Raw genomic sequence first — 13,300 nt, 5'->3', positions numbered from 1 at the left:
TCCCGTCCATTCGTGCCCGGCCGAAGCCCGGCCCCCGCCCCGCTCACCGGTCCGCGGGAGTGATGCGGCGTCCCGTCAGGCGAGCGGGACGGATGCGCACCCAGAGGGTCCGCGGTCCGCCCGCCCAGGGGTCGGAGTGGACCCGCTGCTCCAGCCGGCGCACCGCTTCGGCATTCGTGACCGCTTCGGCGCGGCCGACCGCCAGCACGCTCCAGCCCTGGCTCATCGTCTCGTCGACCTGGTCCACCTCGAAGGCCACCTCGTGGCCGACGGCCGCGGCGGGGGCCGCGTCGGGCTCGGTGCGGAAGACGAGGGCGTCGTTCACCACGTCGTAGTTGACCGGGAGGACGGCGGGTCCGTCCGGGCCGGTCAGCGCGATACGCCCCACTCCGTGCGTGGACAGCAGTGCCCGGCACTCGTCCGGGCCGAGGTCGGTCAGCCGGGGGTGGAGCAGCGCCTGTCCCTGCCCGGGTGGCAGATCCTGGTCGCCGCCGCTCAGCGTGATCAGTGTGGTGCCCAGCGCGTCGGCCAGCCGCACGAGGGTCCCCGTCCCCGGCGCCGACGGGCGCTGCTCGAGATAGGCGAGGTACTGCGGGGACATCCGGGCCCGGCCCGCCGTCTCCTCCAGGCTCAGTCCCCGCTTCCTGCGGGCGGCCGCCAGACGCCTGCCGAAGTCCCCCGGCCGGCCCGGCCCGGCGCCGGAGGGTTCCGCGGGGGCCTGTCCGCGGGCCGTGGTCTCCTCGTCCCCCGGATGCCGGACGTGCGCGTCGGGCCCGGGGAACACCAGCGTGACCTCGCCGGTGTCGGACCAGCGCACGTCGTACGGCGGGGTGCCGTCCTCGTGGTGCAGGCCGACGATCTCGCCGTCGCGCCGTACGTCGCCGGTGACCGGGCTTTCGACGACCAGTCGGTCGCCCAGCTGAGCGTGCATGGCGATGCCTCCCTCATGGGGGTCCGCCCTCCAGGATCGCCCGTCTCCGCCGCCCGCACCAACGGGCCCGAGGTCCCTCGTGGAAGGGACGAACGGCGCCGCCTCCGTGCGCGATGGGCCCAAGCGGGCGCGGGTGCGCCGCCGCCACCGTGGAGAGTGCGGGCCCGCGTGTGAACCGCGGACCGGCGCACCCGAACCGGTCGGGCGGACCGAAGGGAGAGACGTCATGCGACACCGTACGGTGGAGGACCTCATGACCCGCGGAGTCGTCCGGGTCCGCCGGGGCACCCCGTTCAAGCAGGTCGCCAGGGTGCTGGCCGACAACGAGGTGACGGCCGTGCCCGTCGTCGACGAGCTGGACCGTCCCGTCGGGGTGGTTTCCGAGGCGGACCTGCTGCGCACGGTGGCCGGGCGCCCGGACCCGGCCGGCCTGCTGCCCGGGATCCGGGCGGAGGATGCCGGGCACGGCGGCTCCGCCGCCGGCACCGCCGAGGACCTGATGACGGCGCCGGCGGTGTGCGCGCGCCCCGAATGGACGGTCGTGAGGCCGCGCGCCTGATGGACGCGCACCGGGTCAAGCGGCTTCCCGTGGTCGACGAGGGCGGCACCCTGGTGGGCGTCGTCAGCCGCGGCGACCTGCTGCGTGTCTTCCTCCGCCGGGACGAGGCCGTCTTCGAGGAGATCACCCAGGACGTGCTCGCGCGGACCCTGGGGCTGACCCCGGCGGACGTGACGGTCGGGGTGTCCGACGGCCGGGTCTCGCTCAAGGGGACCGTGCGGGCCAGGAGCCTCATCCCGGTGATCGAGCGGCTGTGCGGCGGGGTCGACGGCGTGGTGTCGGTGAGCACCGACGTCATCTACCGGTGCGACGACGCCGTCGGACACACCACCCGCGCATGAGGCACCGGCACCGCCGCACGAAGGTCGGGAGGTACCGGTCAGGAGGTCCCGCGCAGCCGGCCCTTGGCCTGGGTGGCGATGACGGCGGCCTGGATGCGCCGCTCCACGCCGAGCTTGGCGAGCAGGCGGGAGATGTGGTTCTTCACCGTCTTCTCGGCCAGGTAGAGGCGCTGGCCGATCTGGCGGTTGGTCAGGCCCTCGCCGATCAGGGCCAGGATCTCCCGCTCCCGGTCGGTCAGTCCGGGCAGCGCGTCCGGCTCCTCCTGCGGCTGCTGTCCGCCGCGCAGCCGTGCCATCAGCTTCGTGGTGGCGCTGGGGTCGAGCAGCGACTGGCCGCTCGCCACCGTGCGCACCGCCGAGACCAGGTCCGAGCCCCGGATCTGCTTGAGCACATAGCCGGAGGCACCCGCCATGATCGAGTCCAGCAGCGCCTCCTCGTCGTCGAACGAGGTCAGCATCAGGCAGGCCAGTTCCGGCAGGCGGGAGCGCAGCTCGCGGCAGACGGTCACGCCGTCGCCGTCCGGCAGCCGGACGTCGAGCACCGCGACGTCCGGTCGCAGGGCGGGGACGCGCACCAGTGCCTGGTCGGCGGTGGCGGCCTCGCCGACCACCGTGATGTCCGGTTCGTCGTTCAGCAGGTCGTGCACCCCACGACGCACCACCTCGTGGTCGTCGAGGAGGAAGACCCGGATCGGGGTGTCGGGTCCGGCCTGCTCACGGTCCGCCATCGGTCGCTCCTTGTGATGTGTCGGCTTTCCTCAAGGATCCTTCCCCGAAGCGCGGGGGGGGGGGGGGGGGGGGGGGGGGGGGGGGGGGGGGGGGGCCGCGGGGGGGGGGGGCGGGGGGGCGGGGGGGGGGGGCGGGCGGGGCGGGGGGGGGGGGGGCGGGGCGGGGGGGGGGGGGGCCGCGCCCGCCCCCCCCCGCCCCCCCCCCGGCCCCCGCCCCCCCCCCCCCCCCCCCCCCCCCCCCCCCCCCCCCCCCGCCGGGGATGGGATCCTGCCCGTCGCCCCACACGCCGGGGGCACGTCCCGGTCAGCCGTCCCAGGACCAGTCCGCCACCTCCGGCAGGTCCACGCCGTGCTCCCGGATCCAGGCGTGGTGGCGCAGCCGGGTGTCCTCCATCCGCTGGCGGACGGCCGCGGCGCGCACCGCGAGGCCGGGGACGCGGTCGATGACGTCCATGACGAGCCGGTAGCGGTCCAGGTCGTTGCTCACCACCATGTCGAACGGCGTGGTCGTGGTGCCGATCTCCTTGTAGCCGCGCACGTGCAGGTGGGGGTGGCCGGCCCGCCGGTAGGCCAGTCGGTGGATCAGCCACGGGTAGCCGTGGTAGGCGAAGATCACCGGCTTGTCCCGGGTGAACAGCCCGTCGTACTCGAAGTCGGTCATCCCGTGCGGGTGCTCCCCGCTGGGCAGCAGCCGGGCGATGTCCACGACGTTGACCACGCGCACGGCCAGGTCGGGCAGGTGCCGGCGCAGCAGCTGGGCGGCGGCCAGCACCTCCTGGGTCGGCACGTCGCCCGCGCAGGCCAGCACCACGTCCGGTTCGCGGATGCCGTCCTCGGTCCCGGCCCACTCCCAGATGCCGGCGCCGCGCGCGCAATGCACCGTGGCCTGCTCCATGGAGAGCCAGTCGAAGCAGGGCTGCTTGCCGGCGACGATCACGTTGACGTAGTCGCGGCTGCGCAGGGCGTGGTCGGCCACGGACAGCAGGGTGTTGGCGTCCGGCGGGAAGTAGACCCGGACCGCTTCGGGGCTCTTGTTCAGGATGTGGTCGACGAAGCCGGGGTCCTGGTGGGAGAAGCCGTTGTGGTCCTGGCGCCACACGTGCGAGGTGAGCAGGTAGTTGAACGAGGCGATGGGAGCCCGCCAGGGCAGCCGGCGGGTGGTGCGCAGCCATTTGATGTGCTGGTTGACCATCGAGTCGACGATGTGCACGAAGGCCTCGTAGCAGGAGAACAGCCCGTGCCGTCCGGTGAGGAGATAGCCCTCCAGCCAGCCCTGGCAGGTGTGTTCGGACAGGATCTCCATCACCCGGCCGTGCGGGTCGAGGTGCTCGTCCACCGGCAGGGTCAGGGCCTGCCAGGCCTTGCCGCTGGCGCCGTAGACGGCCTGGAGGCGGTTGGAGGCGGTCTCGTCGGGGCCGACGAGCCGGAAGTCACGCCGGTCGGTGGTGGCGGCCATCACGTCCTCGAGCATGTCGCCGAGGACGCGGGTGGGCTCGTGCAGGGTCGCGCCGGGCTTGTCGACCTCGACGGCGTACTTCTCCAGCGGAGGCAGGGGCAGTTCGCGCAGCAGGAGCCCGCCGTTGGCGTGCGGGGTGGCGCCGAGCCGGCGGGTTCCGTGCGGGACGCAGGCCAGCACGTCGGTACGCGGGGCGCCGTGCTCGTCGAACAGTTCCTCGGGGCGGTACGAGCGCAGCCAACGCTCCAGTTGCCGCAGGTGCTCGGGGTTGTCCCGGACACCGGCCAGCGGGACCTGGTGGGCGCGCCAAGTGCCCTCCACGGGCAGCCCGTCGACCTCGGCGGGTCCGGTCCAGCCCTTGGGGGTGCGCAGCACGATCACGGGCCAGCGGGGCCGCTCGGTGGCGCCGTCGGTGCGGGCGGCGCGCTGGAAGGCGGCGATGCGGTCGAGCGCGGTGTCCATGGCCGCGGCCATGGCGCGGTGCACGACGGCCGGGTCGTCGCCGGTGACGTGGATCGGGTCGTGGCCGAAGCCCCTGAGCAGGTCGTCGAGTTCCGCCTCGGGGAGGCGGGCCAGGACGGTCGGGTTGGCGATCTTGTAGCCGTTGAGGTGCAGGATCGGCAGGACCGCTCCGTCGTGGACCGGGTCGAGGAACTTGTTGGAGTGCCAGGACGCGGCCAGCGGGCCGGTCTCCGCCTCCCCGTCGCCGATCACGCAGGCGACGACCAGGTCCGGGTTGTCGAGCGCGGCGCCGTAGGCGTGGGAGAGGGAGTAGCCGAGTTCGCCGCCCTCGTGAATGGAGCCCGGTGTCTCGGGGGCGACGTGGCTGGGCACCCCGCCGGGGAAGGAGAACTGCTTGAACAGCCGCGCCATGCCGGACGTGTCCTGGGTGATGTCCGGATAGGTCTCGGTGTACGAGCCCTCCAGCCAGGAGTTGGCGAGCACGGCGGGCCCGCCGTGGCCCGGACCCCAGATGCACACGGCGTTCAGGTCGCGGGCCTTGATGGCGCGGTTGAGGTGGGTGTGGACCAGGTTGAGGCCGGGCGAGGTGCCCCAGTGGCCGAGCAGGCGCGGCTTGATGTGTTCCGGGCGCAGCGGTTCGGCCAGCAGCGGATTGCCCATGAGGTAGATCTGGCCGACGGAGAGGTAGTTCGCGGCGCGCCAGTGGGCGTCCAGCGTCGCGAGCTCCTCGTCCGTGAGCCCGGCGGCTGCCTGCTGCGTCTCGACGGACATCGGGTTTCCTTCCGGGTCGGGACAGCGGTCGGGGGTACCGCGTACGGGTCGGGGGTACCGCGTGCCGGTGGCACACGCTCCCACCCTCCATGCCCCGCCCGGTTACCCGACAGGGCCGTTCGGGTCACTCCTCGGACCGGGCCGCCGGGCCGCCGGGCCGCCGGGCTGTCCGGGGCGCCGGGCCGTTTGCGGCCCGGGTTCAGGCCGTCGCGCAGCTGTGACCGTTGAGCGTGAAGTCGTACGGCGTGGAGTTGCGGCCGTTCCAGGTGCCGAGGAAGCCGAAGGACAGGGTGCCGTTCGCGGGAACGGACTTGTTGTATTCGGCGGCGGTGGCGGTGACGCGGGAGCCGTTCTGGGCGATGGTCGCGTCCCACATCTGGCCGACCTGCTGCCCGTCGGGGAAGGACCAGGCGACGCGCCAGGCGTCCAGGGAGCGGGCGGTGGTCACGGTGACCTTGGCCTCGAAACCGTCGGTCCACTCGTTCGTCAGGTCGTAGTCGACCCGGCAGACCCCCGTCCCGCCGTTCCCCTGCCCGCCCGTCGCCGGGTCGCCCGCCCCGGGCCCGTCCGTCGCGGGATCGGGCGAGTCGCCCCCGTCGGCGGTGGCCGAGGCGGTGCCCTGCGGCTCCGGATCGGGGTTCTCGCGGCCGGACCGGGTCGCCGCACCGCTCGCGGACGACTCGTGGGCCGCGGACACGGAGGCCGCGACGGAGGCGGACGGCATGGGGTCGGCGGCGGGCGGGGCGGCATCCGGGTCGCCGGCCGGGCGGCCGCCGGCGACCTGCCGGCGGCTGTCGTCATCGCGCTCGGCGTCGTTCGCCGAGCTGCCGAAGGGCATCATCGACACGGCCAGCGCCAGCCCGGACAGGGCGACCGCCGCGGCGAGCAGGCCACCGCGCACGACCCGCGCACGAGCGGCGCCCTCCTGCGGCTCCCCGCCCATGTCCGCCGCCGCGGAGCGGTGGGTGCCGAGGCGCACCTCGGCGGCCCGGCGGCGGCGCTCCAGGTAGGCCAGGCCGCCCCAGCCGATGACACCGCCGGCCAGCGCGGTGGGCAGTCCACCGCCGTGCGGCCGCAGGCAGGCGGCGGCCTGGGCGCACCCCTCGCAGGTGGCGAGGTGCCGGGAGAGGTCCTCGGGGGTCTCGGCGGCGGACCCGGGCCGGGTGACCGCGTCCAGCAGCCCGGCGTAGCCGCGGCACTCCGCGTCCATCGGGGTGTCGAGGTGGTTGCGGCGGCAGCGGTCCCGGAACAGGGCCCGCACCTGGTCGAGTTCCTCGGACACGCGCGCGGGGTCGAGGCCCAGCCGGCGGGCCACCACGGTCGACGGCAGCGCCTCCACCTCGGCCAGCCACAGCAGCGCGGCGTCCGGTTCCTGGAGGTCCCGCAGAGTGCGCAGGGCGAGCGGGCGGTGCGGCGGCGGGCCGGTGTAGCGGGCGGCCTTGTCGGAGTTGAGCCACAGCCGCAGGTCCGGGTCGAGCCAGTCGCCGAGTCCGCCGGCCTCCCAGGACGCGGCGGTGGCGCGCACGGCCGTCAGCGTCAGCGGGATCGCGGGCAGCCGGGGCGTACGGCGGCCCCGGGACGCACCGGCCTCGGCGGCCCTGACCTCGCGCAGACCCGCGGCGAACGCCTCCGTGGCCAGCTGCCCGGCCGCGCCGGAGCCCGCCGTGCACAGGTCGGCGTAGGAGAGCACCGCGTCCCAGCACTCGGAGAACAGCGCGGCCTCGGTCGCGTCCTTGGGGCTCGGCAGGTCGGGCATGGGTCTCCTGCATCCACGGGCGAGGTCAACTCTCTGCGCACAGGGAGGAGTTGGGGGGAACCTTCCGGCAGAGCACGAGCTTTTCACGCCTTTGACACAACTGACAAGCCACGCATGCAATTGTCGTGACGGATCCCGTGGTCCTCAACTCCGCTCCGTAGTAGGGACCGAAGCCCCCATTCGGCTCACGGGATCCGAAAACGCGCCGCGGAGGACTACCGCGCCGCCCCGCCGGCCCCCTGCTCCGCGGTCTCCCGCGGCGCCGGCTCCGCCGGCAGGCTGTCCATGAAGGAGCTGACCGAGAAGACCGCGTTGCCGGGGCCGGCCGGGCCGTAGCCGGGGGGCGAGGAGAGGCCGAAGTCGTCCATCGTGGCGCGGTAGGCCTCAAGCAGCCGGATGTGGTACTCCAGCGGCGCGCCCTGCGGGTTGGCCTTGCCCAGCGGGGTGGTGGGCTCCGGGCACCAGGTGGTGAAGCGGGGCGTGATGCCGTGCGACATGAAGAAGCGCAGGCCCTCGGTGGTGGACGCGATGGCCTCGTCGACGGTGGTGAAGCCGAAGGGCTCGGCCATCTCCACGCCCGCCACGAAGTTGGGGATCACATTGCGCGCGCCGAACACCTCGGCGGAGTCCAGGATGCGGCGGTGCCACTCGTCGCGGCCGACGTAGCGCTCCTTGCCCGGGCAGTACAGCTCGAACAGACGTCGGTCCCACACCTCGAAGTTGGGGTGGTAGATCTGCACGCCGTAGTCCTTGAACCGCTGCACGTCCGGCTTCGGCAGCGCCTGTGCGACGACCTTGCCGATCCAGCGGCCCGGGAAGCGCTCCTCGATGGCCTTGGCGTAGTGGCCGTAGAAGTCGGCCTCGTCGCGGCCCGCCACCTTGGAGGTGACGGCGCCACCGGTGAGGGTGTAGGCGGTGGACGCCTTCTGGGTGTCGTACCGGTCGATGATCTCCAGGGCCTCCAGGACCTCCTCGACGTCCTTGACGCCGGTGTAGGGCCGCCCGGCCGCCTTGTGCTGGCGCCAGTTGTGGTTGATGTCGCAGTACTGGCACTCCTCCTTGGCGCCGAAGTACTGGCAGACCCGGAAGACGGTGAGGTAGATCAGGTAGCCCCACTGGATGGTCGGGGCGACCTCCATCACGGACTTCCCGTTGGACAGCTTGTGCCGGTAGTACTCGGGCATGGGCGGCACGCCGACGTCGGCGATCCGCTTCCCGTCGAGGTAGAGGCCGAGCATCCCCTCGTCGTCGGCGGCCACTCGGTAGGGCGAGGCGGGGTTCACCCGTACGGAGACGACGGTCCGCCGCAGGTCGTACGGTCCGCCGGTGAGGATGATCTCCTCCGGCGGCCGCCGCAGCGCGGCCTCGCCCAGCTCGGGCAGGGTGCCGTGGTCGAAGGAGAAGATGAAGTACGACTTCGGCTTGACCTCGCCGCTCTCGTTGTCACTCAGCGCGGAGGGGTCGAAGGCCACACCGCCCCGGAGCAGGTCCTCCTTGAAGACGGCCTCGCGCGGCACATGCGGGAAGCGCTCCATCAGATCCTCGACCAGCTCGGTACGGCTGTCCATCCCGTTGACTCCTCCCGACTCGCGTGTACGACTTCTCACGGTATGCCTACGCTCGCGCGCGGGTCGTGCCGGGTCCCCCGCACGGAGGCCGTGAACCCCTGCCCGGCGGCCGTCGGGTAGGTTCGCCCGATGACCTTGTGGGTCGTGGCGTGAGGGCGTGAGGGGGAGGAAGAGCGGGATGACCGGGACGACCGTGACCAACTGGGCGGGGAACATCACCTACAGCGCCGCGGAGGTGGACCGGCCGGGCTCGCTCGACGCGGTGCGGGAGCTGGTCGCCCGCAGCGCGCGGGTGCGGGTGCTGGGCAGCGGGCACTCCTTCAACGAGATCGCCGACCCGGGCGCCGGGGGCACCCTGCTCTCCCTGGAGGCGCTGCCCGCCGAGGCGGACGTCGACACGGCGGCCCGCACGGTCCGGGTGGCCGGCGGCCTCCGGTACGCGGAACTGGCCCGCCAGGTGCACGCGCACGGCCTCGCCCTACCCAACATGGCCTCCCTGCCGCACATCTCCGTGGCCGGCTCGGTCGCGACCGGCACCCACGGCTCCGGCGTCGGCAACGGTCCGCTGGCCGCCCCCGTGCGGGAGGTGGAGATCGTCACCGCGGACGGCTCGACGGTCGTCGTCGGCCGGGGCGACCCGCGGTTCGGCGGGGCCGTCACCTCCCTAGGCGCGCTCGGCGTGGTCACCGCACTCACCCTGGACCTGGAGCCCGCCTACGAGGTCGAACAACACCTGTTCACCGAACTTCCCCTGGCCGGACTGGACTTCGAGACCGTGGCGGCCGCCGCCTACAGCGTCAGCCTGTTCACCGACTGGCGCGACCCGGGCTTCCGCCAGGTGTGGCTCAAGCGGCGCACCGACCAGCCGCTGCCCGCCTTCCCCTGGGCGGTACCGGCCAAGGTCGCGCTGCACCCGGTGCCCGGCATGCCGGCGGAGAACTGCACGCAGCAGTTCGGCGTGCCCGGACCCTGGCACGAGCGACTGCCGCACTTCCGCGCCGAGTTCACCCCGAGCAGCGGCGCCGAGTTGCAGTCGGAGTACCTGCTGCCGCGCCGGTACGCCCTCGACGTCCTGCACGCGCTCGACGGGATCCGGGAGACGGTCGCCCCGGTGCTCCAGACGTGCGAGATCCGCACCGTCGCCGCCGACGAGCAGTGGCTGAGCCCCTCGTACGGCCGGGACACCGTCGCCGCGCACTTCACCTGGATCGAGGACACGGCCGCCGTGCTGCCAGTCGTGCGCCGCCTTGAGGAGGCGCTGGCCGACCTCGAGCCCCGCCCGCACTGGGGCAAGGTGTTCACCACACCGTCGGCCGTACTGCGCGACCGGTACCCGCGCCTGGACGACTTCCGCGCGCTGGTCCGGGAGTTGGACCCGGCCGGAAAGTTCACGAACGCCTTCCTCGCGGACCTCCTGGCCCCGTGACCCTCACCTCAGCCCACACCACTTTGTAGGCACGGCCCGCCCGCGGCTCCACACCCCACCTCTCGGACACGGCCGCCACCAGCAGAAGCCCACGCCCGCCCTCGCCGTCCGGCTCCCGCAGCACCGGGAGCCGTTCGGTGTGAAGCGAATCCAGAGGGTGCGACGCGGAGCGTCGCAGGATCGTTCCAGCGCAGCTGGATTCGGCTGATCCACCCCGGACTGTCAGTGGCTGGTGCTAGCGTCCGGATCATGCAGCTTCGGTACAGCTTCCGCCTGTACCCGAAGCCCGGTCAGCGCAGCGCGCTGGCAAGGGCGTTCGGGTGCGCCCGCGTGGTGTTCAACGACGCGGTGCGCGCCCGCGAGGACGCCCGCAGGCAGGGCCTGCCCTTCCCCAGGGCCGCCGAACTGTCCCGGCAGCTGATCACCCAGGCCAAGCGCACGCCCGGCCGCGCCTGGCTGGGCGAGGTCTCCGCAGTGGTGCTGCAGCAGGCGCTGCGGGACGCCGAGGCCGCCTACCGCAACTTCTTCGCCTCCCGCAAAGGCGAACGCAAGGGCCCGAAGCTGGGCTCGCCGCGCTTCAAGTCGCGCAAGGACGCGCGGCAGTCGATCCGGTTCACCGCCAACGCCCGCTGGTCCATCACACCGGTCGGCCGGCTGAGCCTGCCGAAGATCGGCGAGCTGCGGGTCAAATGGTCGCGTGCCCTGCCCGCCGTCCCGTCCAGTGTCACCGTGATCAAAGACGCGGCGGGCCGGTACTTCGTCTCCTTCGTCGTCGACGCCGACCCGGCCGCCGACGCAGCGCGCATGCCCGACACCGACCAGAGCATCGGCATCGATCTCGGGCTCACCCACTTCGCGGTCCTGTCCGACGGCACAAGGATCGGCTCCCCGCGCTTCCTGCGCCGCGCGGAAAAGAAACTGAAGAAGGCCCAGCGTGAGCTGTCCCGCAAGCAGAAGGGCTCGAAGAACCGGGAAAAGGCCCGCCGGAAGGTGGCCCGCGCGCACGCGCGGGTGGCCGACGCGCGCCGCGAGTTCCACCACCAACTCTCCACACAGCTGATCCGCGATAGCCAAGCGGTCGCGGTGGAGGACCTGGCGGTGGGCGGCCTGGCGCGCACCCGGCTGGCCAAGAGCGCCCACGACGCGGGTTGGTCCCAGTTCGTGACCATGCTCGCCTACAAGGCCCAGCGATACGGGCGCACCTTCGTCAAGGTCGGCAGGTTCGAGCCCACCAGCCAGGTGTGCTCCACCTGCGGCCACCGCGACGGGCCCAAACCCCTGCACGTGAGGGAATGGACCTGCACCGCCTGCGGAACTCTCCACGACCGGGACCACAACGCCGCCCTCAACATCAAGGCCGCCGGACTGGCGGCGACAGCCTGCGGAGCGCCGGTAAGACCAGAACCCGTTCTGGCACAGTGTGAAGAAACAGGAAGCCAAGGAATCCCACACGGAAACCGTGCTGCCTAGCGGCACAGCAACCCGTGGGACGGCCAGAATCCTCAGGCTTCAGCCCGAGGAGCATGTCAAACCCAGGAGGACTACGCTCCACTCGTCGGCTACCAGCCGGGGATCGTGGCGTCGATCGAACAAGGGCGACGCTTCCCGCCCCGTGTGTTCGTCGAGCGCGCGGAGGAGGTACTGGACGCCATCGGCGCGCTGAAGGGCGTGTACAAGCACGTCGGCCGGGAGAAGGGGCTGGCGTCCTGGTTCCGCCAGTGGGCGGAGCTGGAGGAGCAGGCGATCAGCCTGTACACCTTCGAGGACCGGCTGGTGCCGGGGCTTTTGCAGACGGAGGCGTATGCGCGCGGGCGGTTCAGCGTACGGCTGCCCCTGCTCGCCGACCCGGAGATCGAGGCGATGATCGCAGCCCGCCTGGAGCGACAGTCGCTATTCGCAGAGCGGCCCAACACGTCGTTCAGCTTCATCGTGGAGGAGCACGTCCTTCGGCGGGAGACCGGCGGAGGAGCGGTGATGCGCCAGCAGATCGACCACATCCTGGAAGCCACCGCACCGCGCAACCTGGAATTCCAAGTGATGCCGATGAACCGCGGCGCTCGCGCCTGCCTCGACGGACCTATCCGACTCGCGGAAAGCCCCGAAAACGAGTGGTTCGCATACTGCGAGGCGCAACGGGGCGGCCGGTTCGCCGTCGATCCGAAGACGATCAGTGTGCTCCACATGCGCTATGCGAAACTGCGTTCACAGAATCTCACCCCGGACGATTCCCGGAGCCTGCTGGAGCAGATGCGAGGAGCGCTATGAGCACCGACGAACTGGCCTGGTTCAAGAGCAGCTACAGCGGGACCGACGGCGACGACTGCGTCGAAGTGGCCCTCGGCTGGCGCAAGTCCACCTACAGCGGAGACAGTTCAGGCGATTGCGTCGAGGTGGCCACCTGCCCCACCACTATCCACGTACGCGACTCCAAGAACACCGCCGGCGCTCAGCTCGCCCTCTCCCCCACCGCCTGGTCGGAGTTCACAGGGTTCGCCGCGCATGAGTGACCTCTGCTTCGACGTGTCCGGCAGCGGGCCCGTGCTGCTCGTCATCCCGGGTGGGGCCGGGCATCCCATGGGGCTGGACCGGATGACGGCGTATCTCGCCCGGCGCTTCACCGTCGTGACCTACGACCCGCTCGGTCTCGGCCACGGACGACTCGGGCAGCCCGTCACCGACCAGCGGGTCGAGGAGTGGAGCGACGGGGCACGCCGGGTGCTCGACGAGGTCCTCCCCGAGGGGGAGTCGGCCTATGTCCTCGGCACCAGTTCCGGTGGCATCGTCGCCCTGGACCTGCTGGCCCGTCATCCGGAGCGGCTGCGGCACGTCGTCGCCCACGAGCCTCCGTGCGTGGCGGCGCTGCCGGACGGGGCACGGCAGCGGGAACGGTTCCAGGAGGTGTACGACACGTACCGGGCGGCGGGGCCGCAGGCCGCGGGAGCACGGCTCGCCGCCGTGCTGGAGGAACGGGAGGCGGGAGAGGACGGCACGGGCGGCCAACCTCTCTCCCGTGAAGCGGAGTTGTCCTCTCCGATGGCTCTCTTCCTCGCCCATGTGCTCGTTCCGTTCACCTCGTACGTGCCGCACACGGCTCCTCCCTCGGCACCTCTCACGCTCGCTGCCGGCGCCGACCCCCGAGGGCAGCTCCTGCACCGCACCGCCGCGTTCCTCGCCGAGCGGTACGGCAGCGGCTTCGCGGAGTTCCCCGGTGGGCACATCGGCGCCGTCCAGCACCCTGAGGCGTTCGCGGACCGCCTTGTGGAGGCACTGGGGGCCGGCCGCACGGGTGTGCAGGGCTGAAA

10 protein-coding genes and 1 pseudogene are annotated in these 13,300 nt (G+C 72.5%); 6 read left to right on the top strand and 5 right to left on the bottom strand.

The window, feature by feature from the left end:
• Positions 1-43: 43 nt before the first annotated feature.
• The gene (locus ACIQFZ_RS14915; RefSeq protein ID WP_365436829.1) at positions 44-931 is read right to left on the bottom strand and encodes a pyridoxamine 5'-phosphate oxidase family protein; all 888 of its coding nucleotides are present in this window, start codon (positions 929-931) and stop codon (positions 44-46) included.
• 226 nt (positions 932-1,157) lie between these two features.
• Here ACIQFZ_RS14915 and ACIQFZ_RS14910 point away from each other — a divergent pair.
• Positions 1,158-1,831: pseudogene (locus ACIQFZ_RS14910) on the top strand (CBS domain-containing protein).
• A gap of 38 nt (positions 1,832-1,869) precedes the next feature.
• Here ACIQFZ_RS14910 and ACIQFZ_RS14905 read toward each other — a convergent pair.
• The 4 genes from ACIQFZ_RS14905 to ACIQFZ_RS14890 form a co-directional block, all read right to left on the bottom strand.
• Positions 1,870-2,559, bottom strand: coding sequence for a response regulator transcription factor (locus ACIQFZ_RS14905; RefSeq protein ID WP_365436826.1), 690 nt, complete (start codon positions 2,557-2,559; stop codon positions 1,870-1,872).
• A gap of 304 nt (positions 2,560-2,863) precedes the next feature.
• Positions 2,864-5,248, bottom strand: a complete 2,385-nt coding sequence (locus ACIQFZ_RS14900) for a phosphoketolase (protein ID WP_402691373.1) — start codon at positions 5,246-5,248, stop codon at positions 2,864-2,866.
• Positions 5,249-5,447: 199 nt separating this feature from the next.
• Complete coding sequence (locus tag ACIQFZ_RS14895; RefSeq protein ID WP_402691372.1) at positions 5,448-7,004, bottom strand: cellulose binding domain-containing protein; 1,557 nt, start codon at positions 7,002-7,004, stop codon at positions 5,448-5,450.
• Positions 7,005-7,219: 215 nt separating this feature from the next.
• Positions 7,220-8,572 carry a radical SAM protein gene (locus ACIQFZ_RS14890; protein WP_365431540.1) on the bottom strand — a complete coding sequence of 451 codons (1,353 nt, stop codon included), beginning with the start codon at positions 8,570-8,572 and terminating at the stop codon, positions 7,220-7,222.
• A 178-nt stretch (positions 8,573-8,750) separates the two neighbouring features.
• Between ACIQFZ_RS14890 and ACIQFZ_RS14885 the strand changes: the two genes are divergently transcribed.
• The 5 genes from ACIQFZ_RS14885 (at position 8,751) to ACIQFZ_RS14865 (ending at position 13,298) form a co-directional block, all read left to right on the top strand.
• Positions 8,751-9,998, top strand: a complete 1,248-nt coding sequence (locus ACIQFZ_RS14885) for an FAD-binding protein (protein WP_402691371.1) — start codon at positions 8,751-8,753, stop codon at positions 9,996-9,998.
• A 249-nt stretch (positions 9,999-10,247) separates the two neighbouring features.
• The gene (locus ACIQFZ_RS14880; protein ID WP_402691370.1) at positions 10,248-11,468 is read left to right on the top strand and encodes an RNA-guided endonuclease InsQ/TnpB family protein; all 1,221 of its coding nucleotides are present in this window, start codon (positions 10,248-10,250) and stop codon (positions 11,466-11,468) included.
• Positions 11,469-11,573: 105 nt separating this feature from the next.
• Positions 11,574-12,263, top strand: a complete 690-nt coding sequence (locus tag ACIQFZ_RS14875; RefSeq protein WP_402691369.1) for a DUF5753 domain-containing protein — start codon at positions 11,574-11,576, stop codon at positions 12,261-12,263.
• On the top strand, positions 12,260-12,505 hold the full coding sequence (locus ACIQFZ_RS14870) for a DUF397 domain-containing protein (RefSeq protein ID WP_383058873.1): 246 nt from the start codon (positions 12,260-12,262) through the stop codon (positions 12,503-12,505). Before ACIQFZ_RS14875 ends, ACIQFZ_RS14870 begins: the two co-directional genes overlap by 4 nt.
• Positions 12,498-13,298 (top strand): alpha/beta fold hydrolase, encoded by an 801-nt coding sequence (locus ACIQFZ_RS14865; protein WP_402691368.1) that lies wholly within the window; start codon positions 12,498-12,500, stop codon positions 13,296-13,298. Before ACIQFZ_RS14870 ends, ACIQFZ_RS14865 begins: the two co-directional genes overlap by 8 nt.
• The last annotated feature ends 2 nt before the right edge of the window (positions 13,299-13,300 follow it).

Source organism: Streptomyces sp. NPDC093064 (genome assembly GCF_044754605.1).
In the GTDB taxonomy this organism is placed as follows: domain Bacteria; phylum Actinomycetota; class Actinomycetes; order Streptomycetales; family Streptomycetaceae; genus Streptomyces.
Note: the sequence above shows the minus strand (reverse complement) of the source record. Positions and strands in the feature narration are given on the sequence as shown.